We start from the raw sequence: 21,256 nt of genomic DNA on the forward strand, positions 1-21,256 counted from the left end.
CAGGTATGAGCTCCTGAAGTTGGGACCCCGAAGGCGCCGAGAACTCATCGCCGCCCTCGGACGGTCAGCCGTCCTTCTCCTCGACGTCCGACGGCTTCGCGATCACGAACGTCCCCCGCCCGTGCGTCGCCCGGGTGAGCCCCCGCGAGCGCAGCACGCGCGCCGCCGCCTCGGCCGTGCTCTGGGAGACGCCGAATTCATCGGCCATGGCCCGCACTGCCGGAATGCGCCGTCCGACCGGGGACGGCACCGGGCGATGTTCTGACCGGGTGGCCGGGCGCCGGGGCGGCGACTACGCTCGATGATCTTCATCGGAGGTGGCGTATGGCGTCTGTGCGGTACGAGGTCGTCATTGAGGCGCCGCCTGAGCACGTCTGGGACGTGGTGCGCGATGTCGGGGCCGTCCACGAGCGGCTGCTGCCGGGCCGGGTCGCCGGGACGCGGATCGAGGGCGACCGGCGGTTCCTGACCTTTCCCGACGGGCACGTGATCCAGGAGTTGATCATCGCGGTCGACGACGGCGCCCGGCGCCTGGCGTACGCCGTCGTGGAGGGGGCGCGGCCGGCGGTCGAGCGCCATCACGCGTCGTTCGAGGTCCGTTCGGAGGGCGCCGGGGCGCGGTTGGTCTGGACGACCGATGTGCTGCCGCATGCGGTCGCCGGCGAGATCCGCGTGCGCATGGAGCGCGGCGCGGTGGAGATGAAGCGGGCGATCGAGGCGTCGGCGGGCTGACGTCCCGGAGGGTCAGCCCGCGGCGCGGGTGGCGGTTCCGGTGAGGAAGGCGGTGCCGGCCGGGCGGATGGTCGCCGTCCAGCCCCAGGACGCGAGGTCGCGGGCGAGCCGCTGCGGATCGTGGAAGACCTTGACGACGCGGTACTCGCTGCCGTCGTCGAGGCGGCGGCGCACCGAGGGCACGGCCTGCTCGGCGAGCACATCCTCGGCCGCCGCCTCCCCCGGCCCGTTGTCGACGAACACCGCGGTGCCGCCCGGGGCGAGGGCGTCGGCGACGGTCTGCCAGAAGCCGGGCAGGCGGTCCGGCGGCACGTGGGAGAGCCAGAAGGCGAAGAAGACGGTGTCGTAGCGGCGGGTCGGGCGCCATGCGAACAGGTCGGCGCACACGAACTCGACCGTCTCCGACGCCACGCGTTCGCGAGCGATGTCCAGGGCCTCCGGGGAGGCGTCGACGGCCGTCACCGAGCGGGCTCGGGCGGCGAGGCGGCCCGTCCACTGGCCGGTGCCGCAGGCCAGTTCCAGGACGTCCCCGGTGATCGGCAGGTCGTCGACGATCGAGGTGAGGGCCCGGAGGTCGTCACGCTCGTCGTAGACCCGGTCGTACTCGCCCGCGCGGGCCCGGTAATAGGCGATCTGCTCTTGCACGGTGGCGTCCGCGTCGTTGCCCATACGCCACGCTAACCCGGCGGACGTCACGTGCGGCGGCTCCGGGCGGCGGCGAGGGCCGCGAGGAGGGGGACGGCGGCGACGCAGAGCCAGGCGAACAGGTCGCCGATCCGGTCGTAGGGCGTCGTGGCGCCGCGGACGGGGACGTCGGCGACGAGCGTCTGCCGGCCGGAGCCGAAGTAGTCGGCGGTGGCGAGGACGCGGCCGCGGGCGTCGAACGCGGCGGAGAGCCCTTCGGCGTCCTGGCGCACCAGCGCGTAGCCGCCCTCGACGGCGCGCAGGCCCGCCTTGTCGGTGTGAGGACGCCCGTACTCGCGCCAGTCGTGGGCCGGGACGAGCATGATGTCGGCGCGGACGCGCATCATCGCCGGGAAGTCGGCGTCGTAGCAGATGACGTTGGCGATCCTGCCGTACGGGGTGGAGACGACGGGGACGCGGCCGTCCCCCGGCTTGTAGGTCTCGGAGCCGGGGATGGGGTGGGCCTTCTGGTACGTCCACAGCACGGCGCCGTCGGGGCCGAGGAGGACGGTCTCGTCGCGTCCGAAGGCGGGGCCCGCGGTGTCGTAGACGGCGATGCCGATGTCGAGGTAGACGCGGGAGCGGCGGGCCTCGGCGCGGGCGGCGGCGATGACCGCCGGTTCGCGGGCGGCCTGCGCGGAGACCGCGTTCTCGGGCCAGACGACGATCTTCGCTCCGGCGGCGGCCTCGCGGCGGGTCGCGGCGAGCAGGTCGTCCTGCGCGGCGGTGGTGGCGGGGTCGACGGCGGCGGGCGGCGCGGCGGCGATCCCCTGCCGTCCGCCGGGGATCCGGGCGAGCGCGGCGTGCTCGGCGGCGACCACGGACCGGGCCGGGCTCACTCCGGCGATCCGCACGGTCCTTCCGTCGTGCGGGAGCAGCGCGAGCCGCGCGCCACCGGCGAGGGCGACGGCCGCGAGCACGGCCGCGCAGGCGGCGGCGGGACGGGCCGCCGGGCGCGACGGCTCCTGCCAGAACCCGTTGACGGCGGCGGCGGACCAGGCGATGAGGAAGCCGATGCCGTAGCTGCCGGTGACGGACGTGACCTGGAGCAGCGGGAGATCGCCGTGCTGGGTGACGGCGAGGGAACCGTAGGCGGTCCCGAACGGCGACAGCAGCGTGATGAGGAACTCGGTCGCGGCGAGGGCGGCGGGGAAGACGAGCGTGCCCGTCCAGCGGCCGAGCCTGCGGGTCAGTAGGCGGTCGAGGAGGAACGGCACGGTCTGGACCGCGCTGAGCGCGGCGGCACCGGCGAGGACGACCGGGCCGGACCCCATGGCCGACTCGTATACCCAGAACGCGGCGGCTGCGAGGTGGGCCGCCCACGTCCAGGCGGTGCCCGCCCACGGACCGGTGGTGCGGGTGAAGCGCAGCAGCAGGACGGGGAAGAGCCACGCGGCGAGCGGGACGTCCCAGCGCCCGCCGACCGCGAACAGCATGGCGACGGTCCCGGCCGCGAGCAGCGCGTACCGGCGTCGGCGCGCGCGCTCGGCGGGGCGTGCCCCGGCTGGAGGCGCTGTGTTTTCGAGGAGAGGAATGCCCATGTGTTGGGACGCTAAGTGAGCACGCATATGCGGGGCGTCGCCCGCGCGGGCGAATTCTGCGGGCTCGCGCAACTTTGGATGCGCGCCTTCCGGGCGATGTCCCGGAAGGGAGCCGTTGACTAGCCTCACCTGCTGTGGAGACCGTCGCCGTCACGTCCGTACTGCGGGCCGCCCGCGCCTGGACGGCGGGCAGGCCGTGGCTGTTCGACGCGGTGCTCGGCGGCGGCCTCACCGTGTTCGACGGCATGACGCTGGCCGCCCGCGACCCCACGCCCGGCCCTGCCGCACTGGCGCTGTGGGGGGTGCAGACCGTCCCGCTGCTGTGGCGGCGCCGCCGGCCTCTGGCGGTGCTGGCGGCGATGACCGTCGCGTTCATCGCGTTCGAAGCGGCCGATCCGGTTCCGGGCAAGACGCCCGGGCCGTACTTCCTGATCTTCGGGGTCTACGCGGCGGCCCGGTACGCCCCCGCCGCCGCGAGCCTCGCCGCGTCCGCCGGGGCCCTGGCCGGGGCCGTCGCGGTGGACCTGGCGCTCGGCCGGTCCCCCGCGCCGCGCCCCGACTCGCTCGAACCGATCACCGCGACCACGTTCGCGGTGTTCCTCGGCGTCGCGTGGCTGCTCGGGTACGCGCGGCGGCGCATCGACGCCGACGCCCGCGAGCTCCGCGACCTCAACGCGCGGCTGCGCGCCGAACGCGAGCGCAACGCGCGGCAGGCCGTCGCCGCCGAGCGCGCCCGGATCGCGCGCGACCTGCACGACGTCGTCGCGCACCACGTCAGCGCCATCGCCGTGCAGGCGCGCTCCACCGAGGACGTCGTCCGCGACGACCCCGCGCTCGGCCGCGCCGGGGTGGCGCGCATCGCCGAGACGGCGGACACGGCGCTGATCGAGATGCGCCGCATCCTCGGCCTGCTCGACGCCGGCCGGGACGACGGCGGCGCCGAGCCGTCGCTGCGCGGCCTCGGCCGCCTGGTCGAGGCCGCCGAGCGCGCGGGCTGCCGGGTGCGGGCGGACGTGCACGCCGAGACGGCCGCGCTGCCGCAGGCCGTGCAGGTCTCGGCGTACCGGATCGTGCAGGAGGCGCTGACGAACGTCCTCAAGCACGCCGGGCCGACCGACGTGCGGGTGGCGCTGCGGACGGCGGGCGCCGCGCTGGTCGTCGAGGTCGGCAACGGCCCCGCCGTCCCCGGCCGCGCGCCCGTGCCGGGGTCCGGGCGCGGGCTGGTCGGCCTGCGGGAGCGCGTCGCCGCGTTCGACGGGACGCTGCGCACCGGCCCGTGCCCGGAAGGCGGCTGGCTGGTCTGCGCCGAACTGCCGCTGGAGGGCGTCCGATGACCGTCCGGGTGCTGCTCGCCGACGACCAGGAGATGGTGCGGGCGGCGCTGCGGGTCGTGATCGACCGGCGGGACGGGCTGGCCGTCGTCGGCGAGGCGGCGGACGGCGCCGAGGCCGTCGCCGAGGCGGCCCGGCTGCGGCCGGACGTGGTGGTCATGGACGTCCGCATGCCGGGCGTGTCCGGGGTCGAGGCGACCCGGCGGATCATGACGGACCCGTGGGAGGGCGGCGCGCGGCCGCGCGTCCTCGTCCTCACCACCTTCGACCTCGACGAGTACGTGTACGCGGCGCTGCGCGCCGGGGCGAGCGGGTTCCTGCTGAAGAACAGCCCGATCGACCAGCTCGAACACGCGATCCGGGTCGTCGCGGCCGGGGAGGCGATGCTGGCGCCGAGCGTGACGCGGCGGCTCGTCACGGCGTTCGCGGCGGCGCCCCCGGACCCGGCGCCGCCCGCACCGGCGGCACCGCCCGCGCCGGGACGCCTGGACGGGCTCACCGGGCGCGAGCGCGAGGTGCTGCTGCTCGTCGCGCGCGGGCTGCCGAACGCGCGGATCGCCGAGGTCCTCGGGTTGAGCGAGGCGAACGTGAAGAGCCGCGTCAACCGGATCCTCGCGCGCCTCGGCCTGGAGAACCGCGTCCAGGCCGCGCTGCTCGCGTACGAGGCGGGCCTGCCGGGCCTGCGGGACGGCGCGGACCCCGGTTAGACGCGCTCGAAGACGGCGGTGAGGCCCTGGCCGCCGCCGATGCACATCGTCTCAAGGCCGTAGCGGGCCTCGCGGCGGTGCATCTCGCGGGCGAGCGTGGCGAGGATGCGGGTGCCGGTGGCGCCGACGGGGTGGCCGAGGGAGATGCCGGAGCCGTTGACGTTGATGCGGTCCCAGTCGGCGTCCTTGACCTTCCACTCGCGGGTGACGGCGAGGACCTGCGCGGCGAACGCCTCGTTCAGCTCGATCAGGTCGATGTCGGCGAGGGTGAGGCCGGCGGCGGCGAGGGCCTTGGCGGTCGACGGGACGGGCCCGATGCCCATGGTGCGCGGCGGGACGCCCGCGCGCGCCCACGAGACCAGCCGGACGAGGGGACGCAGCCCGAGCTCGGCGGCGCGCTCCGGCGTCGTGACGATGCACGCCGCGGCGGCGTCGTTCTGGCCGCTGGAGTTGCCCGCGGTGACGGTGGCCTGGTCGTCGCTCTTGGCGAGGACGGGACGCAGCCTGCCGAGGGTCTCCATCGACGTGTCGGGGCGCGGGTGCTCGTCTGTGTCCACGACGGTGTCGCCCTTGCGGGACGGAACGGTGACGGGGACGATCTCGTCCGCGAAGCGCCCGGACCGCTGCGCCTCCACGGCGCGCTGGTGCGAGCGGACCGACAGCTCGTCCTGCTCCTCGCGGCCGATGCCGTACTCGCGGCGCAGGTTCTCCGCCGTCTCCAGCATGCCGCCGGGCACCGGGTAGTTGACGCCGCCCGCCGTGGCGCGGCCCCGGGCGAGCGTGTCGTGCAGTTCGAGGGACGGCCCGCGCAGGCCCCAGCGGGCGGACGTCGTGTAGAACGGCGCGTTGCTCATCGACTCGGTGCCGCCCGCGATGATGAGGTCGCTGACGCCGGTCTGGATCTGCATCGCGGCGTTCAGGACGGCCTGGAGGCCCGACCCGCAGCGCCGGTCGACCTGGAGACCGCCGACCTCGATGGGCAGGCCCGCGTCGAGGGCGGCGACGCGTCCGATGGCCGGGGCGTCGGCGCTCGGGTAGCACTGGCCGAGGAACACCTCGTCGACCGCGTCGCCGGGCACGCCGGTGCGCTCGACCAGGGCGCGGATCACCGTGGACGCCAGGTCGACGGGCTGCACGGTCTTGAACACCCCGCCGAAGCGGCCGATCGGGGTCCGCAGCGGCTCGCAGATCACCGCGTCGCGCATGGCAGGTTCTCCTCAATCCGGGAACGGCGGGCACCCCGCAGGTTATGACCCCGGAGACCGCGCCCCGCGTCCGGGCCCGCGCCCGGCAGCGGGTTGAATGCAGGGCAGGCGAGCGAGGAGGCGCGATGGAGCAGGCCGGGCAGGACTGGGCGGAGCGGGCGGCGACGGTCCGGGTCATCGGAACGGGCGCGATGGGGCGCGGGATCGCGCAGCTCGCGGCGGCCGGCGGGCTGACCGTGGAGCTGGCGGACATCCGGTTCGAGGCCGTGAAGGACGCCGTCGAGCACGTGGGCGCGATGTTCGACAAGCTGGTCGCGAAGGGCCGGATGGCGGCGGACGACGCGGCGGCGGCGAAGGCGCGGCTGAAGCCGGTCGGCGAGCCGCTGACCCCGCTGCAGGACTGCGACCTGGTCATCGAGGCCGTCCGGGAGGACCTGGACACCAAGCGGGAGCTGTTCGCGGCGCTGGAGAGCGCCGCCGGCGAGCGGGTCCTGTTCGCGACGAACACCAGCTCGCTGCCGGTGACGGCGATCGGCGCGGCGCTGCGGGACCCGTCGCGGCTCGCGGGGCTGCACTTCTTCAACCCGGTCCCGCTGATGCGGCTCGTCGAGGTGGTCCCGGGCGCGCGGACCGCCGACTGGATCCCGGACGCGCTGTCCGCCCTCGTCCGGCGGCTCGGCCACGAACCGGTCACCGCCCCGGACGCGCCGGGCTTCCTCGTCAACCACGCCGGGCGCGGCCTGGTGACGGAGGCGCTGCAGATCCTGTCCGAGGGCGTCGCGGAACCGGCCGACATCGACCGCGTCGCCCGCGACGTCCTCGGCCTGAAGATGGGCCCGTGCGAGCTGCTCGACCTCACCGGGATGGACGTCTCGCACCCGGTGATGGAGTCGATCTGGACGGGCTTCTACACCGAGCCGCGGTACCGGCCGTCCCGCATCGGCCGCGCGCGGATGGAGGCGGGGCTCCTCGGCCGCAAGTCGGGCGAGGGCTTCTACCGATACGTGGACGGCGCCAAGCAGGAGCCGCCCGAGGCCGCCGCCCCGGCCACCGACCCGCGGCCGGTCTGGTTCCAGGAGCCGGAGCACCGGGAGACGCTGGGCATGCTGCTGTCGGAGGCCGGGGTGGAGGTCGAGGCGGGCGAGGAGCCGTCCGCGGGGGCCGTCGTGCTGGTCGACGCCACCACGGACATGAGCGTCGCCGACCAGGTCGCCAACGGCCTGCCGGGCGAGCGGACCCTCGGCCTGGACGGGTTCTTCGGGTTCTTCGGCCGCCTCACCCTCACCGTGCAGCCCGCCCTCGACCCGGACGCGGGCCGCGCCGCGCTCGCCGCCCTGCTCGCCACGGGACGGCCGGTGACCGTCGTGCGGGACGCGCCGGTGGCGGTCGCCCCGCGGCTGCTGGCCTCGGTGGTGAACGTGGCCTGCGGCATCGCCGAGCAGCGGCTGGCCCGCCCGGCGGACATCGACACGGCCGTCCGGCTCGGCCTCGGCTACCCGCGCGGGCCGCTGGAGTGGGGCGACCATGTGGGCGCGGACCGCGTGCTCGACGTCCTCCGCCAGATGCACGAGGCGACCGGCGACCCCCGCTACCGGCCGTCCGGCTGGCTGGCCGAACGCGCGGCGCTCGGCCTGCCCCTCACCGAGTCCGGCACCAGCCCGTCCGACCTGCTGGGCTGAGGTGCGGCGAGCCGTCGTCACGGCGGTGTCCATGACGGCGGCTCGCCGCGGATCGGCCGCGCCGGGTCAGGGGAGGGTGGGGACGGCCGGGGGCGTGTCGGTCCAGCCGGCCTGCACGTACAGCTCCTTGTCGACCTTGCCGGGCACGTCGGGCACGGTGCGCGACGTGCTCAGCACGAGCGAGGAGCCCGGGTCGATGATCACGGTGTCGGCGACGTCGCGCATGACCCGCACGTGCAGCCCGACCCCTTGGCGGCCGCGCTCGTCGGTGACCTTGCCGATGGCGGTGACCCCGGGCATCGCGGCGAGCATCCGGTAGGCGGCGGCGCGCACCTTCGGCGGCGCGGGGACGAAGCTGAGCAGGTCGGTCACGCAGTTCTTCACGACCTCGTCCGCGGTGCGCCCGGCGGTCGGGTGGTCGCGCGGGATGGCCCGCTTCAGGGCGGCCTTCAGCGCGCCGGGCTCGGAGGGCAGCGCCTGCACCTGCTTGAACGTCATGTCCCTGTCGCAGACGGAGAAGGTCGTCGGCCCGGTGTCCTTCACGAGCCCGGGGGCGACCGGGTTCGGGTCGGGCGAGCCGTCCCGGCGGAAGGCGGGCGCGTCCTTGGCGGTCATGGGCACGGCGCCGAGCGTCCGGAAGCCGCTCCAGGACCGGCCGTCCGGGCGGCTCCACCGCGCGATCAGCTGCCGCCCGAGCATCCAGTACTTCCCGCGGTCGCTGTAGTAGGCACTCGACTGCACCCTCAGGACGTGCCAGTACTTGCCGGAGGCCGGTGCGGCGGCGGCGTGCTCGGCGGCGGTGAGCAGCACGGTCTTCGCCGACATCGGCTGCGCGGAGACGGAACCGGGATCGTGGCCGGGGTCGGGCGCGCGCGGGGTGGTGCCGGACGAGAGCACGACCGCGCCCGTGACGGCGGCGGCGGTGGCGGCCAGGCCGAAGCCGCTCCACAGGGCGGGACGGCGCCACGCCCGCCGCTCGGCGCGCTCCGGCTCGCGCATCCCGTTGAGGAGGCGGTGGCGGACGGCGTTCTCGCTGTCCTGGGTGGGCGGCTCGTCCAGCATCGTGGCGATCATCTGGAGTTCGTCCATGGTCACGGTCCTTCCGTGTGCGCGGGCAGGGCGGCGCGCAGCTTCCTGCGCGCCCGGTTCAGGCGGGAGCCGACGGTGCCGTACGGGATGCCCAGCACGTCGGCGATCTCCTCGTGGGAGAGCTGGGCGAGGGCCTTGAGCAGCACGACGTCGCGGTCCTTGCGGGACAGCGCGGCGAGCGCGCGGGCCAGCGACGGCTGGAGCCGTTCGGCGGACACCGAGGCCGCGACCCGGTCGTCGTGGCCGCCGGGGTGGCGGTCCACGCCGACCTGCGCGAGCGCCTGGTAGCGGCGGGTCTCGGTCCGGCGGTGCTGGGCGATGAGGTTCGTCGCGATACCGAACAGCCAGGGCCGGACGGCCCCGCGGGACGGGTCGAAGGCGGCGCGGCGGCGGAACGCGGCGAGGAAGGTCTCGGCCACGACGTCGTCGGCCGCCTGCGGGCCGAGGCGTCCGGCGACGTAGCGGTGGACGTCGGCGTAGTACCGGTCGTAGACGGCGGTGAAGCGGTCGCCGTCGCGGACGGACGCGGCGAGCAGCTCCGCGTCCGTCGGGGCCGTGTCGGGTGGGGCGGTCACTCGGCCGCCCCTTCCATGGGGTCCGGCATCAGGCACCTCCGGGGGGATGGTCGTCACTTCTACTCCGCTCGCCCCCCGGATCGCTTTCACGCGGGATCGGCGACCTTCTCCGTGCCAGCCGGCGCGGAGGAGGGGCAGGGCACGCCGCGCAGGACGAACGCGGCGAACGCCGCGGTGGCGAGGGTGGCGCCGCAGCCCGCGAGGGACCCGACGGACACCGCGTGGACGAACGCGTCGCGGGCCTGGTGCGCGAGCGCCGGGTCGCCGATCGCGAGGGCCTCGCCGAGCGAGTGCTTCGCGGCGGCGGGCGCGCCGTGCGGCAGGGCGCGGGCGTAGACGGCGGAGATCACGCTGCCGAGGACGGCGACGCCGAGCGCGTTGCCCAGTTCCTGGCCCGCGTCGTTCACCGCGGACCCGACGCCGGCCTCCTCGACGGGGACGGCCGCCATCAGCAGGTTGTAGGCGGGCGGGGAGCCGAGACCCATGCCGAACCCGACGACGACGAGCCCGGTGATGATCGGCGCGAAGCCGTCGCCGGGGCCTTCCAGGGCGAGGGCGCCGAACCCGGCGGCGATGACGAGCAGGTCCGCGACGAGGGCGCGCCGCCCGCCGAGGCGGGCTTCGAGGGCGGCGCCGAGGCCGTTGCCGGCCGCCGCGGCGGCGGCGCAGGGCAGCAGCGCGAGCCCGGCCTTGAGCGGGCCGTACCCGAGGACGAGCTGGAGCGTCTGGGTGAGCGCGAACAGCGTCCCGGCGAGGACGAAGCCGAGGACCGCGATGACGGCGGCGGAGCCCGCGAAGGCGCGCTGCCGCAGCAGGGCGAGGTCGAGCATCGGCTCGGGGTTGCGGCGCTGCCAGGCGGCGAACGCGGTGAGGGCGGCGGCGCCGACCGCGAGGCCGGCGAGGGTGCGGGCGCCGGTCCAGCCGTGGTCGGGGGCGGAGATGATCGCCCACACGAGCGAGGCCATGCCGACGGTGGAGAGCGCGGAGCCGAGGACGTCGGGGCGGCGGCGCGGGCCGCGCGACTCGGGGACGAGGACGAGCAGGCCGACCACGGCGACGACGGTGATGGGGACGTTCACCAGGAACACCGAGCCCCACCAGAAGTGCTCCAGCAGCACTCCGCCGAGCGCCGGCCCGCCCGCGACGCCGATCATCGAGGTGGCGCCCCAGATCGCGAACGCCTTCGCGCGCTCGTCCGGGCCGAACACCCGCGCCATGATCGACAGCGTGCCGGGCATCAGGAACGCGCCGCCGAGGCCCATGACCGCGCGCAGGGCGACCAGCTCGCCGGGGTTCGCGGCGAACGCGCCGAGCAGCGAGCCGCCGCCGAACAGCGCGAACCCGGCCAGCATCGCGCGGCGGCGGCCGAAGCGGTCGCCGAGGCCGCCGGCGGTGAGCAGCAGGCCGGCGAAGACGAGCGAGTAGGCGTCGATCGTCCACTGGACGTCGGACATGGTCGCGTGCAGGTCCTTCAGCAGCGACGGGATCGCCACGTTGAGGATGGTGTTGTCGACGGTGACGGCCAGCAGGCTCATGCACAGGACGCCGAGGATCTGCCAGCGCCGGGGGTGCGGCGCGGGGGCGGCTGCGTTCACGGGAGGACTCCTCGTACACTGTTCGAGCTGACTCGCACACCGTACGACGCTACTCGCACACTGTTCAAGTCCCGGTACTCTGTACGAGACGGACCGAGCCGGGGAGGGACCGATGGCGGCCAAGGCGGGCAAGGCGGACGGCGGGAAGCCGCCGGAGTCGGTGTGGGTGCGCCCCCGGCGCGCCAAGCGCGAGCAGCCCACGCTCACCCGCGACCAGATCGTGGACGCCGCGCTGGAGCTGCTCGACGCCGAGGGCCTCGACGGGCTCAGCATGCGGCGGCTCGGCACCCGGCTGAGCTCCGGCGCGACGTCCGTCTACTGGCACGTCGCGAACAAGGACGAGCTGCTGGAGCTCGCCCTCGACCGGGTGATGGGCGAGGTCCGCGTCCCCGGCCCGGACGCCGGCGGCTGGCGCGCCGCCGTCGCCGGCTACGCCCGCGACCTGCGCGCGATGATCCACCGGCATCCCTGGACGGTCCCGCTGTTCGGCGCCCGGCCGATGATCGGACCGAACGCCACCCGCGTCCTCGACGAGGTGATCGGCGCCTTCGACGGCGCCGGCCTCACCGGCCTCGACCTGGACAACGCGATGTCGCTGATCGCCGACTACGTCATCGGCGCGGCGGGCAGCGAGGCGAGCTGGCAGGGCGCCCACGGCACCGCGACCGGCGAGGACTGGATGCGGACGCTCGGCCCCTACCTCGCCGAGATCGCCGAGCGCCACCCGCGGCTCACCGCGCACATCCGCGAGGTCTGGACCCGCGAGACCGCCGACGTGGTGGAGCAGCGCTTCGACTACGGGCTGTCCTGCGTCCTCGACGGCATAGAGGGCCGCCGCCCTCGCTAACGTGCGGCGAGCCGCCCTGGACGCCGCCAGGACGGCTCGCCGCGGTCAACGCGCGGGGCGGATCAGAAGGGGAGCTTCGCGGGCGGCTCCGGCTTGGCGTCCGTCCAGCCGGAGGACCGCACCAGCCAGTAGTTGATCACGAAGCCGGGCGGCTGCGACCGGTAGGCGCCGCCCGGCCTGGTCAGCACGTCACGGCTACCGAGCAGCTGGCCGGTCGCCGGATCGAACATGATCTCCTCGTGGGAGGTGTAGGTCCCCTGCTCGGCGGCCGGGGTGCCGTACTCGCCGGTGACGTGGACGGTCGTGTCGGCGGCCGCCAGCGCGATGCCCTTGCGGCCGAGCTCGTCCGTCACCGCTCCGATCGCCCGCACCCCGGGCTGCGCGGCGAGGGCCCGCATCAGCCCGGCCCGCACCGCCGGCGGGAGCGGCAGGTCCATCATCAGGTCCTCGGCCCTCATCAGCTTGTCGCGCGAGCCGTGCGGGTCCTCCCGCAGGCCCTCGTCGACCTTCTTCAGCATGTCCTGGAGCGACTTGATGGCCGCGGCGTGCTCGGCCCGCTTGGCGGGATCGGCGGGCACGGGTTGCCGCTGCATCTGCGCCAGGGTCTTCCTGATCCTCTCCAGCTTCGGGTCGGAGGCGGCCCCCTTCAGGAAACGCGCGGCCAGGCTCGCGGGGTCGGTGGGCAGGTTCTGCAGGTCCTCGACGGTCATGCCGCCGGACTCCCCGCCGTTCGGGTCCCGGTCGCCGAGCCACCGGCCGCCGCCCTGCGCGTCCGGCCGGTCCGCATCCCACGCCGAGGTGTGCCGGTCGTAGGTGTAGTAGTGGTCGTTCGACCACACGCGGAACGCCGACGGCGCGCCCGCCCTGCGCCACAGCGCCGCGTCCTTCGGCGTCAGCGGACGCGCCGGGATGTCCCGGCCGTAGAACGCCTCGCCCATGCCGCTCTTCACGCCCGACCACTCGAACGTCTCGCTGTGCGCGCCGACGATCGCGTACTCGCCGGTCTTCGGCCGCATGATGTAGGACTGGCCCTGGATCTGGTCGGTGTACCAGTACTTCCCGACGGGCATCAGCGCGGCCTTCGCCGCCGCCGCGAGCACCGCCTGCCTGTTCAGGTCGACACCGGGCGGCGCCTTCGGCGGCTCCTGCGCCCCCTGGCCCGCCGCGACCACGGCGACGGCCGCCGCCGCGCCCACCGCGACGAGGCCCGCGCCGAGCCCGAGCGGCCCACCGGACCGCAGCCGCCGTCCCGCCCGCGGCGTCCGGGCACGGCCGCCGGACATCTCGCGCTCCAGCAGGCCGAACGCCTTCGCGGCCGCCTCCGGCGCGGGTTCCGGGGGCTCGGCCAGCACCCGCCGCACGCCGTCCATCTCGTCGATCCCGTTCACGCCGTCGCCTCCTCCGCGATCGCTGCCGTCCGGTCCGTGCCGAGCGCCTCCCGCAGCCGGCGCCGCGCCCGGTGCAGCCGGGACGCGACCGTGCCCGTCTTCAGGCCGAGCGCCTGCCCGACCTCCTCGTACGACAGGTCGGCCAGCGCCACCAGGAGCAGGACGTCCCGCTCCCCGCGCGGCAGCCGGGCCAGCGCGGCCGCGATGTCCGCGCCGGCGTCCCCGGCGGTGACCCGCGCCGCGACCAGGTCGTCGTGCCCGTCCTGGACGTGCTCGGCGGGCGTGCGGGCGAGCGCCCGGTACCGGCGTCCCTCGGCGCGCCGGTGCAGCCCGATCAGCCGGGTGACGATCCCGTACAGCCAGGGGCGGGCCGTCGCCCGCGCGGGATCGAACCGGGCGCGCTTGCGGAACGCGATGAGGAACGTCTCGGCGGCGATGTCGTCGGCCGCGTCGGTGCCGAGCCGGCGGGCCGCGTACCGGTGGATCTCGGTGAAGTGGCGGTGGAAGATCTCCGCGAACGCGTCCGGTTCTCGCCGCGAACGGACGATCACCTCCGCGTCGGAGCCGGGCCCGGCGGGGCCCTCCGGCTCCGGCGGGCGGTCGTGTGCCATGGACGAATCCTCGCTGTGGGGGGGACGGATCACCCCGTTCTCAACCGATCCCCCGGAACGCCTTCGCCCTCCGCCCGTGAGCTCGGGAGCTCGGGCGGAGGGCGAGGACGGGGGCGGCCGCCATGGGACAACGCAGCGCTCACCCCGGCCGGGGGGTCAGAAGGGGAGCTTCGCGGGGGGCTTCGGCTTGGCGTCGGTCCAGTTCGCGGTGCGGGTCGCCGAGTAGCTGATGACGAACCCGGGCTTCATCGCCGCGTACTCGCCGCCCGGCCGGGTCAGCGTGTCCTGGACGGACAGCAGCGCGCCGGTGGCCTCGTCGAAGACGATCACGTCGCGGGAGCGGTAGGCGCTCCGCCCGCCGTCCGGCCCGTCCGCGACCGCGGTGGTGCGCTCGGGGGAGGCCAGCGCGACGCCGCGGCGGCCCAGCGGATCGGTGACGTGCCCGATCGCCTGGACGCCCGGCTGCGCGGCCAGCGCCCGCATCAGCCCGGCCCGCGCCTTCGGCGGCACCGGCGCGCCGCCCAGCAGCGACGCGACCCGCCAGATCCGGGAGGCCGCGGCCTGCTCGGGGCTCGGCGCCCGGCCGCTCTTCGGGTCCGCGCCCATGGCGCGGCTCGCCTCCGCCTGGCTCAGGAACCTCCGGGCGAGCGCCGCCGGGTCCGACGGCAGGTTCCGCAGCTCCTTGGGCGACATGCCGAGGAACGCCCCGCCGCCGCGCGGGTCGGTGCCCGCCTCCGGGCCGCTCGACCGCCACGCGGTCGCCTTGGTGCCGTACGTCGTGAAGCCGCCGTCGGTCCGGACGCGGAAGCTCGACGGCGACCCCGCCTTGCGCCACAGCGCCGCGTCCCGCGCGGTCGCCGGACGGGCCGGCAGGTCGCGCAGGTAGTACGCCTCGCCCGTCCCGGACTTAGCGCCGAACCAGTCGAACGACTCGGTCTGCGCGCCGACGATCGCGTACGGCCCGGTCTTCGCCGGCACGATGTAGGACTGGCCGTCGAGCCGGTCGGTGTACCAGTACCTCCCGGTCGGCGCCTTTTCCGCCTTGGTGGCCGCGGCGAGCACCGCCTGCTTGTTCAGGTCGATGCTCCCGGACGCCCCGGGCCCGCCCCGCGTCCCCGGCGAGCCGGGCGAACCGGACGAGCCGACCGTCGCGACCGCCACGGCCGCCGCCGCCCCGGCCGCGACCACGCCGAGCACCGTCCAGCGGACGGGACGGCGCCCCCGCGCCCGTCCCACGGAGGGCGCGTCGTCGGGGTCGGCCAGGAACGCCCGTCCGAGGTCGCGTTCCCGGCGCGCGCGGGCCGTGTCGGGGTCCGCCGGGGGGTCGAGCTGCTCGGGCCGGGCCTCGGCCAGCGCCTTCATCACGTCATGCTTCATCGGACGACCTTCCTTTCGGGGCTGACCAGGGACGGGCGGGGAGCGGGCGCGCCGTGGTCCGGCGCCCGCGACTCACCGGTCAGCGCGCGCTCCAGCCGCCGCCTCGCCCGGTGCAGCCGCACGTAGAACGACGCCTTCGAGCAGCCGATGACCTTCGCCGCCTCGCCCGGCGACAGCCCGTGCCAGGCGACCAGTGCCAGCAGCTCGCGGTCGCCGTCGGGCAGGGCGGCGAGCGCGCGCAGCATCCCGGCGCGCTCGGCCACCGCCTCGCCGACGTCGCCGGCGGGCGGCTGCCCGGCCGCCCAGGTCCGCAGCTCGCGGGCCAGCGCGTCCTGCCGGTCCCGCGCCCGGTACGACTCGCGCAGCAGGTTGCGGGCGATGCCGAGCAGCCAGGGCAGCGGCTCGGCCGGCAGGTCGCGGACGCGCCGCCACGCGACGCAGAACGTCTCACTCGTGATCTCTTCGGCGGCCTGCACGCCGACCCGGCTCACGGCGTAGGCGTGGACGCGCGGATGGTGCGCGTCGTACAGCGCCGTGAACCGGGCGATGTCTTCGGGGTCCGACAAGGTCCGAGCCCTTCGTCCGGGGGTTCCGTCACCCGGGTAGTGATCGGGAGCCGCCGATTCTTACCGAAGCATTCCGGATCTCGGGGAAAGGGGACGGCCGGTCCCCGTCCTCGGCGGACGGGGACCGGCCGCCGCGGAGGGACGGGTCAGCGGACGGGGAAGGGCGGCCTCGCGGGCGGCTTCGGCTCGGTGTCCGACCAGCCGGAGCCGCGGAAGGTGTCGTGGTAGATGACGAAGCCGGGCTCGCGCATCCGGTACACGCCGCCGGGCTTGACCAGTTCGTCCTGCATGGACAGCAGCGCGCCGCTGCTCTCGTCGAAGATCAGGACGCTGCGCCAGGTGTAGGTCCCCTGGTCCTCCTTCCTCGTGCCGTACTCGCCGTCGTCCGTGGAGGGCATGGGGTCGGCGGCGAGCGCGACCCCCGTGCGGCCCAGCACGTCGGTCTCGCGGGCGACCGCGTGGACGCCCGGCAGGGCGGCCAGCGCCCGGATCAGGCCCGCCCGGACCTTCGGCGGCGTCGGGGCGGTCAGGAATCCTGACGCGATCCGCATCTTCGCCGCGGGCGTCATCCGGAACTCCGCCCGCCGGGACGCGCCGGGATGTGTCTTTCCGAACTTCTTCCGCAGCGCCTCGTCGGACAGGATCATCCTGGTGAGCGCGGCCGGGTCGGTGGGCAGCCCCTGCAGTTCCTCGGCCGACTTCCCCCAGAAGAACCTCCCGCCGCCCTGGGGGTCCAGGCCCACGTTCGGGCCGCTCGACCGCCACTTGCCCGCCTTGGTGGTGTAGGTGGCGTGGTGGTCGCCCGACCAGGTGCGGAAGCTCGACGGCGAACCGTCCGCGCGCCACACCGCCGCGTCCTGCTCGGTCAGCGGGCGGGCCGGGAGGTCGCGGTCGTAGTACATCGTGCCCATGCCGGGCTTCACACCGTCCCAGCCGAACATCTCCGAGGCCGCCGCGGAGATCGCGTACGGGGTGCCGGACTTCGACCGGACGATGTAGGACTGGCCGGAGACCCGGTCGGTGTACCAGTACTTCCCGGTGGGCGCCTGCTCCGCCTTGGTGGCGGCGGCGAGCACCGCCTGCCTGCCCAGGTCCACGTTCGCAGGAGGCCGGGGTGCGCCGGGCGAACCGGACGTGCCGGCCGTCGCGATCCCCACCGCGGCGGCGGCGCCGGCGGCGACGGCGCCGAGGCCGATGCGGAACGGCCACCCGGGCCGGAACCTGCGCGGCGGCTTCTCCTCCCACAGCGCGCGCGCCTGCGCGATCTCCGTCATGGTCGGCGGAGCGGGGTCCCCGTACGCCTCCCGGACGGTCCGCAGTTCATCCATGGTCGTCCTCCACATCGCGCATCGGGTTGGTCCCGCCGAGTGCTTCGCGCACCTTCTTCCGGGCTCGGCTGAGCCGGGAGCCGACCGTCCCGTACGGGACGTCCAGCGCCGCCGCGACCTCGTCGTGGCTGAGCTCGGCGAGCGCGACGAGCAGCAGCACGTCGCGCTCCCCGGCGGACAGCGCCGCGATCGCCCCGGCCAGCCGTCCGCGCAGGCCCTGCGCGCTGACGCGGGCGTCCACCGCGTCCGCGTGGCCCTCGCCGCCGGTGTCGCCGGGGCCGAGCCGTTCGCGGGCGCGCAGCGCGCGCACCTCGCTGCGCCGTTGCTTGGCGATCAGGTTCGTCGCGATGCCGTACAGCCAGGTGCGGACGGCCGCGCGCGAGGGGTCGTAGCGGTCGCGGCGGCGGAACGCCTCCAGGAACGTCTGGGAGGCGACGTCGGCCGCGGCGTCCGGGCCGAGGCGCTTGGCCGCGTAGCCGTGGATCTCGGCGAAGTGCGCGTCGAAGACCTCCCCGAACCGTTCGGGGTCGTGCAGGGACGCCCGCGGCACGGGCGGGCCGGCGGTGGCCCGGGGCGGTGCCGCGGCGAGGGGTTCCCCTGTCATGTGCTGCCTTTCCGTCGCACGGATGGCGGTCACAGACGTATCACCCGGAACCCCTCGCCGCTTTCGCGCCGGGAAGACTCCCGCCGGGACGCCTACCGGACGCCTACCGGACGGCTACCGGACGCGGTAGGCGCGGATGATGCGCTGGTCGACGCCGCTGCCGCCCGCGTCCTGCGCGGTGACCCGCAGCGACACGGCCTGCCCCTTGGCCGGGGCCGGGAGCGGCGCGCTGAACCGGCCGCCGCCGAGCGCCTTCACCGGGACGGCCCGCCAGGTCGCGCCGTCGTCCACCGACGTCCAGAACCGCAGCCCGGTGACCTTCGCCGCCGGCGCGCCCGCGACGCGCGCGACGGTGAAGACGGAGGGCCGGCCCGACGGCTGGTTGCGCAGGTCGAGGCCGAGGTCGTAGTCGACGAGCAGCAGCGGCAGGAGCGCGCCGTCGCCGCGCGGCGCGGACGAGCGGAACGTCCAGGCCGTCGAGGTGCGGACCGACACCGGCAGCAGCTTGGACGCGTCGTTGGCGTAGGTCAGCCGGTACGCCGCCGGCTTGGACGGGACGTCGAAGTCGCCGACCGGGCCGGACGCGCCGCCGACCTTCTTGCCGCCGGAGTACAGCGCCAGGGCGCCGGTGACGCCGCCGCCGTCGAGGCCGCAGTCGAACCCGTCCAGCCTGGTCTGGAGGTCGACCAGCTCGACGTGGACGTGGTCGCCGGTCCGGACGGACGGGTTCGGGGCGCAGTCGCTGAGCGAGACGCCGGACCCGGAGTACGGGCCGGGACGCACCGGCTGGCGGCCCCACGTGCGCGAGATCCTCTGCCCGGGCCGCAGTTCCTGGAACGGGAGCTGGTCGACCCACTCCCCGTTGGCGATCGCCTTGGGGAACGCCTCGTCGGCCCACAGCATCCCCTTGCCCGTCGACACGTAGTCGGTGCGGGTCGTCCCGGACGGGACGGCGCCGGACGCGTCGAGCCCGGCCAGCAGGAGGCCCTCCGGCGACGTGCCGTAGCGGTGCTCGGTGACGCCCTTGCCGGTGTCGCCGTCGAACGCGGCGAACCGCTGGTCGATCCGGGCCATCCGCGCCTTCTCCGCGGCGCCGACGGCATGCGACGGGTCGGCCGGGACGCCGTTGCCGTACGGGTGGATGAGGTCGTAGACGGCGCCGGGCGCGGTCAGCCGGTGGCTGCTGTAGGCGCGGAACGTCCCGGTCCCGGCGCCGTGCATGGCCTGGGCGTAGACGGGGGCGGCGGCGGGGTCGTCGCTGTAGACGCCGACCGTCCACATCATCCGCTTCGTGCTCTGGACGGCGGACGCGCTGGCCATGACCGCCTTCGTCCGGACGCCTTCGACGCTCGCCGTGACGGGCTTGGCGGCGGGGCCGTCCAGCGTGACCGTCAGGTCGCGGTCGACGCGGACCTCCGGCGTGCCCGCGAGCGCGGACCGCCAGGCGTTCCCCTTGGTGTCGTCGACGGTGCCGAGCACGCTGTAGCGGCCTTCGGGGACGCGGACCTTCGTGCCCTCCGGCGTCGGGTCGACCGATTCGGCGAACAGCGCGGCGTCGTCGAGATCGACCACGGCGCTGTAGGCGGAGAAGTCGGCCGGTTCCGTGCCGGGCATCGGGACCGCCTTCACCGTCAGCGTGTGGGACGGCGGCTCGACGTAGAACGTCACGGGCGTGTGGACGACCGTCTTCCCGCTCCTCGCCGTCACCTGCGCCTCGTACATGCCGGGACGCGCGGCGAGCTTGGACGCGTCGACGGTCAGCGACGCCGAAGCGGTGCCGCCGGCCGGGACGTTCACCGCGGCGGCGGACAGGCGCACCGCCCCGGACGCGTCGCGGCCCTTCCGGTCGGTCGCCTTCACGCTCAGCGACAGGCGCGCGGCGGCGCCCTGCGACGTCCAGGCGAGCTTCGTCGACAGCGCCTTGTGCGCGGGGAACGCCGAGGTGCCGAGGTCCACCACGCCCTGGGCGGGCAGAACGCCGCTGGTCACGGCGGCGCCCGCGTCGAGGCGCCCGCCGCCGCGCTCGTAGACGTCGCCGCCGGTCGCCGGTCCGGCCGTGCCAACGAGCGCGGCCTTGAGCTGCGCGGGCGTCCAGTGCGGATGCCGGGCGGCGAGCAGCGCCGCCGCGCCCGCCACGTGCGGGGTCGCCATCGACGTGCCCGACGCCCGCGTGTACAGCGGGCCGAGCGGGGTGCCCATCGCGGTGCCCTTCGCGCGGGCCGCCGCGATGTCCACGCCCGGCGCGACGATCTCCGGCTTGGCGACGTGCCCGCCCGCGCGGGGGCCGCGGCTGGAGAAGTCCGCGAGCCGGTCGGCGCCGTCGACCGCGCCGACGGTCAGCGCGGCGTCCGCCGACCCCGGCGCGCCGATCGACCCGATCGCGCCGTCGTTGCCGGCGGCGGCGACGAACAGCGTGCCGTACTTCGCGCTGAGCCCGCCGAGCGCCCGCGAGACCGGGTCGGTGCCGTCGGACGCGTCGCCGCCGAGGCTCATGTTGACGACCTTCGCGCGCGGCGCCGCCCACTCCATGCCCGCGATCAGGCTGGAGTCGGTGCCGAAGCCGTCGTCGCCGAGGACCTTGCCGACCAGCAGGCGCGCGCCGGGCGCGACGCCCCTGCGGGCGCCGCCGGCGGCCGCGCCCGTGCCGGCGATCGTCGCGGCGACGTGCGTGCCGTGCCCGAACCGGTCGGCGGTGCCGGGCGCGTCGGAGAAGTTCTCCGTCCCGGCGATCCGGCCCTTGAGGTCGGGGTGCGTCGCGTCCACACCGGTGTCGAGGACCGCGACCGTCGTGCCCGCGCCGGTGTACCCGGCCTTCCACGCCTTCGGCGCGCCGATCCGCGTCAGGTTCCCGTCGAGTTTCGGGGCGGCCGCCGGCGCTGCCGCGCGAAGCGCCGTCGCCTTGATCCGGCCGTCCAGCCACACGTGCCGGAGGCCGTTCGCGGCCTTCGGCGACGGCCCGGACATCGCGGCCAGCGACGAGCCGAGCCGTTGCGCGTCCTTCTTCGGCTGCCGGGCGGCGACGGCCCCGATGCTCGGCAGCGCGACGCCCTGCCGGAGCGTCCCGCCGCCGAGCGCCGACAGGGCGCGCGCGCCGCCGTCCCGCTGGACGATCAGGGGCAGGTCGGCGCTGCGGGCGTCGTCGTAGCCGTCCACGATCAGCGCCGTGACGTCGAACAGAGCGGGGTCGATCACCCTGCCGACCAGGCGCGCGACGTCGAGCGGGGTCACCACCACGTGCCCGTCCGGCCGGACGGCCGTGCGGAACAGGTGGGCGCCGCGTCCGGGGGCGGGGCTCACCGCGACCATCGGCGGGCGGCCGCGCGCCGTCCGGACCCGGACGACGTCGCCGGTCAGCAGCGTCACCTTCCACGACCGGCCCGGCGCGAGCCCCCCCGAG

General features: G+C 75.6%; 19 protein-coding genes. 5 read left to right on the forward strand and 14 right to left on the reverse strand.

Annotation, left to right across the window (positions count from 1 at the left end):
• Positions 1 to 64: 64 nt before the first annotated feature.
• Positions 65 to 250 carry a GntR family transcriptional regulator gene (locus ABZ914_RS00990; protein WP_500190742.1) on the reverse strand — a complete coding sequence of 62 codons (186 nt, stop codon included), beginning with the start codon at positions 248 to 250 and terminating at the stop codon, positions 65 to 67.
• A gap of 74 nt (positions 251 to 324) precedes the next feature.
• Between ABZ914_RS00990 and ABZ914_RS00995 the strand changes: the two genes are divergently transcribed.
• The gene (locus ABZ914_RS00995; protein WP_500190744.1) at positions 325 to 732 is read left to right on the forward strand and encodes an SRPBCC family protein; all 408 of its coding nucleotides are present in this window, start codon (positions 325 to 327) and stop codon (positions 730 to 732) included.
• Between the two features lie 12 nt (positions 733 to 744).
• Here ABZ914_RS00995 and ABZ914_RS01000 read toward each other — a convergent pair whose 3' ends face one another.
• On the reverse strand, positions 745 to 1,401 hold the full coding sequence (locus tag ABZ914_RS01000; protein ID WP_500190745.1) for a class I SAM-dependent methyltransferase: 657 nt from the start codon (positions 1,399 to 1,401) through the stop codon (positions 745 to 747).
• Positions 1,402 to 1,424: 23 nt separating this feature from the next.
• Entirely contained in the window at positions 1,425 to 2,957 is a 1,533-nt protein-coding gene (locus tag ABZ914_RS01005) for a nitrilase-related carbon-nitrogen hydrolase (protein WP_500190747.1), read from the reverse strand.
• A 134-nt stretch (positions 2,958 to 3,091) separates the two neighbouring features.
• Between ABZ914_RS01005 and ABZ914_RS01010 the strand changes: the two genes are divergently transcribed.
• Positions 3,092 to 4,291, forward strand: coding sequence for a sensor histidine kinase (locus ABZ914_RS01010; protein WP_500190748.1), 1,200 nt, complete (start codon positions 3,092 to 3,094; stop codon positions 4,289 to 4,291).
• On the forward strand, positions 4,288 to 4,995 hold the full coding sequence (locus ABZ914_RS01015) for a response regulator transcription factor (RefSeq protein WP_500190750.1): 708 nt from the start codon (positions 4,288 to 4,290) through the stop codon (positions 4,993 to 4,995). Before ABZ914_RS01010 ends, ABZ914_RS01015 begins: the two co-directional genes overlap by 4 nt.
• Here ABZ914_RS01015 and ABZ914_RS01020 read toward each other — a convergent pair.
• Entirely contained in the window at positions 4,992 to 6,200 is a 1,209-nt protein-coding gene (locus ABZ914_RS01020) for an acetyl-CoA C-acetyltransferase (protein WP_500190752.1), read from the reverse strand. The two genes, ABZ914_RS01015 and ABZ914_RS01020, sit on opposite strands and share 4 nt — an antisense overlap.
• A 125-nt stretch (positions 6,201 to 6,325) precedes the next feature.
• Between ABZ914_RS01020 and ABZ914_RS01025 the strand changes: the two genes are divergently transcribed.
• Entirely contained in the window at positions 6,326 to 7,879 is a 1,554-nt protein-coding gene (locus ABZ914_RS01025) for a 3-hydroxyacyl-CoA dehydrogenase (protein ID WP_500190753.1), read from the forward strand.
• A 66-nt stretch (positions 7,880 to 7,945) separates the two neighbouring features.
• On the opposite strand, the gene ABZ914_RS01030 is transcribed toward ABZ914_RS01025, so the two are convergent.
• The 3 genes from ABZ914_RS01030 to ABZ914_RS01040 form a co-directional block, all read right to left on the reverse strand.
• The gene (locus tag ABZ914_RS01030) at positions 7,946 to 8,968 is read right to left on the reverse strand and encodes a CU044_5270 family protein (protein WP_500190755.1); all 1,023 of its coding nucleotides are present in this window, start codon (positions 8,966 to 8,968) and stop codon (positions 7,946 to 7,948) included.
• 2 nt (positions 8,969 to 8,970) lie between these two features.
• Positions 8,971 to 9,543: an RNA polymerase sigma factor gene (locus ABZ914_RS01035; protein ID WP_500190758.1), complete on the reverse strand. Its 573-nt coding sequence runs from the start codon at positions 9,541 to 9,543 to the stop codon at positions 8,971 to 8,973.
• A gap of 86 nt (positions 9,544 to 9,629) precedes the next feature.
• The gene (locus ABZ914_RS01040) at positions 9,630 to 11,138 is read right to left on the reverse strand and encodes an MFS transporter (protein ID WP_500190759.1); all 1,509 of its coding nucleotides are present in this window, start codon (positions 11,136 to 11,138) and stop codon (positions 9,630 to 9,632) included.
• Positions 11,139 to 11,250: 112 nt separating this feature from the next.
• Between ABZ914_RS01040 and ABZ914_RS01045 the strand changes: the two genes are divergently transcribed.
• Positions 11,251 to 11,985, forward strand: coding sequence for a TetR/AcrR family transcriptional regulator (locus ABZ914_RS01045; RefSeq protein ID WP_433243757.1), 735 nt, complete (start codon positions 11,251 to 11,253; stop codon positions 11,983 to 11,985).
• Positions 11,986 to 12,047: 62 nt separating this feature from the next.
• Here ABZ914_RS01045 and ABZ914_RS01050 read toward each other — a convergent pair whose 3' ends face one another.
• From ABZ914_RS01050 to ABZ914_RS01080, 7 genes are all read right to left on the reverse strand, one after another.
• On the reverse strand, positions 12,048 to 13,373 hold the full coding sequence (locus ABZ914_RS01050; protein WP_500190761.1) for a hypothetical protein: 1,326 nt from the start codon (positions 13,371 to 13,373) through the stop codon (positions 12,048 to 12,050).
• On the reverse strand, positions 13,370 to 13,984 hold the full coding sequence (locus ABZ914_RS01055; protein WP_500190762.1) for an RNA polymerase sigma factor: 615 nt from the start codon (positions 13,982 to 13,984) through the stop codon (positions 13,370 to 13,372). The genes ABZ914_RS01050 and ABZ914_RS01055 overlap by 4 nt, the downstream gene beginning before the upstream one ends.
• Positions 13,985 to 14,140: 156 nt before the next feature.
• On the reverse strand, positions 14,141 to 15,361 hold the full coding sequence (locus ABZ914_RS01060; RefSeq protein ID WP_500190764.1) for a CU044_5270 family protein: 1,221 nt from the start codon (positions 15,359 to 15,361) through the stop codon (positions 14,141 to 14,143).
• On the reverse strand, positions 15,358 to 15,927 hold the full coding sequence (locus tag ABZ914_RS01065; protein WP_433145629.1) for an RNA polymerase sigma factor: 570 nt from the start codon (positions 15,925 to 15,927) through the stop codon (positions 15,358 to 15,360). The genes ABZ914_RS01060 and ABZ914_RS01065 overlap by 4 nt, the downstream gene beginning before the upstream one ends.
• 146 nt (positions 15,928 to 16,073) lie before the next feature.
• On the reverse strand, positions 16,074 to 17,255 hold the full coding sequence (locus ABZ914_RS01070; protein WP_500190765.1) for a CU044_5270 family protein: 1,182 nt from the start codon (positions 17,253 to 17,255) through the stop codon (positions 16,074 to 16,076).
• On the reverse strand, positions 17,248 to 17,859 hold the full coding sequence (locus ABZ914_RS01075) for an RNA polymerase sigma factor (protein ID WP_500190767.1): 612 nt from the start codon (positions 17,857 to 17,859) through the stop codon (positions 17,248 to 17,250). The genes ABZ914_RS01070 and ABZ914_RS01075 overlap by 8 nt, the downstream gene beginning before the upstream one ends.
• Positions 17,860 to 17,973: 114 nt before the next feature.
• Positions 17,974 to 21,256: S8 family serine peptidase (locus ABZ914_RS01080; protein ID WP_500190768.1), on the reverse strand; the 3,283-nt coding region annotated here is incomplete at its 5' end.

It is taken from the genome of Spirillospora sp. NPDC046719 (genome assembly GCF_040645715.1).
GTDB lineage: Bacteria > Actinomycetota > Actinomycetes > Streptosporangiales > Streptosporangiaceae > Spirillospora.

Excerpts from the sequence above, each read along its gene's own strand:
- ABZ914_RS00995 (WP_500190744.1), top strand. The coding sequence starts at position 325 with ATGGCGTCTGTGCGGTACGAGGTCGTCATTGAGGCGCCGCCTGAGCAC.
- ABZ914_RS01000 (WP_500190745.1), bottom strand. The coding sequence starts at position 1,401 with ATGGGCAACGACGCGGACGCCACCGTGCAAGAGCAGATCGCCTATTAC.
- ABZ914_RS01005 (WP_500190747.1), bottom strand. The coding sequence starts at position 2,957 with ATGGGCATTCCTCTCCTCGAAAACACAGCGCCTCCAGCCGGGGCACGC.
- ABZ914_RS01015 (WP_500190750.1), top strand. The coding sequence starts at position 4,288 with ATGACCGTCCGGGTGCTGCTCGCCGACGACCAGGAGATGGTGCGGGCG.
- ABZ914_RS01020 (WP_500190752.1), bottom strand. The coding sequence starts at position 6,200 with ATGCGCGACGCGGTGATCTGCGAGCCGCTGCGGACCCCGATCGGCCGC.
- ABZ914_RS01025 (WP_500190753.1), top strand. The coding sequence starts at position 6,326 with ATGGAGCAGGCCGGGCAGGACTGGGCGGAGCGGGCGGCGACGGTCCGG.
- ABZ914_RS01030 (WP_500190755.1), bottom strand. The coding sequence starts at position 8,968 with ATGGACGAACTCCAGATGATCGCCACGATGCTGGACGAGCCGCCCACC.
- ABZ914_RS01045 (WP_433243757.1), top strand. The coding sequence starts at position 11,251 with ATGGCGGCCAAGGCGGGCAAGGCGGACGGCGGGAAGCCGCCGGAGTCG.
- ABZ914_RS01055 (WP_500190762.1), bottom strand. The coding sequence starts at position 13,984 with ATGGCACACGACCGCCCGCCGGAGCCGGAGGGCCCCGCCGGGCCCGGC.
- ABZ914_RS01060 (WP_500190764.1), bottom strand. The coding sequence starts at position 15,361 with ATGAAGCATGACGTGATGAAGGCGCTGGCCGAGGCCCGGCCCGAGCAG.
- ABZ914_RS01070 (WP_500190765.1), bottom strand. The coding sequence starts at position 17,255 with ATGGATGAACTGCGGACCGTCCGGGAGGCGTACGGGGACCCCGCTCCG.
- ABZ914_RS01075 (WP_500190767.1), bottom strand. The coding sequence starts at position 17,859 with ATGACAGGGGAACCCCTCGCCGCGGCACCGCCCCGGGCCACCGCCGGC.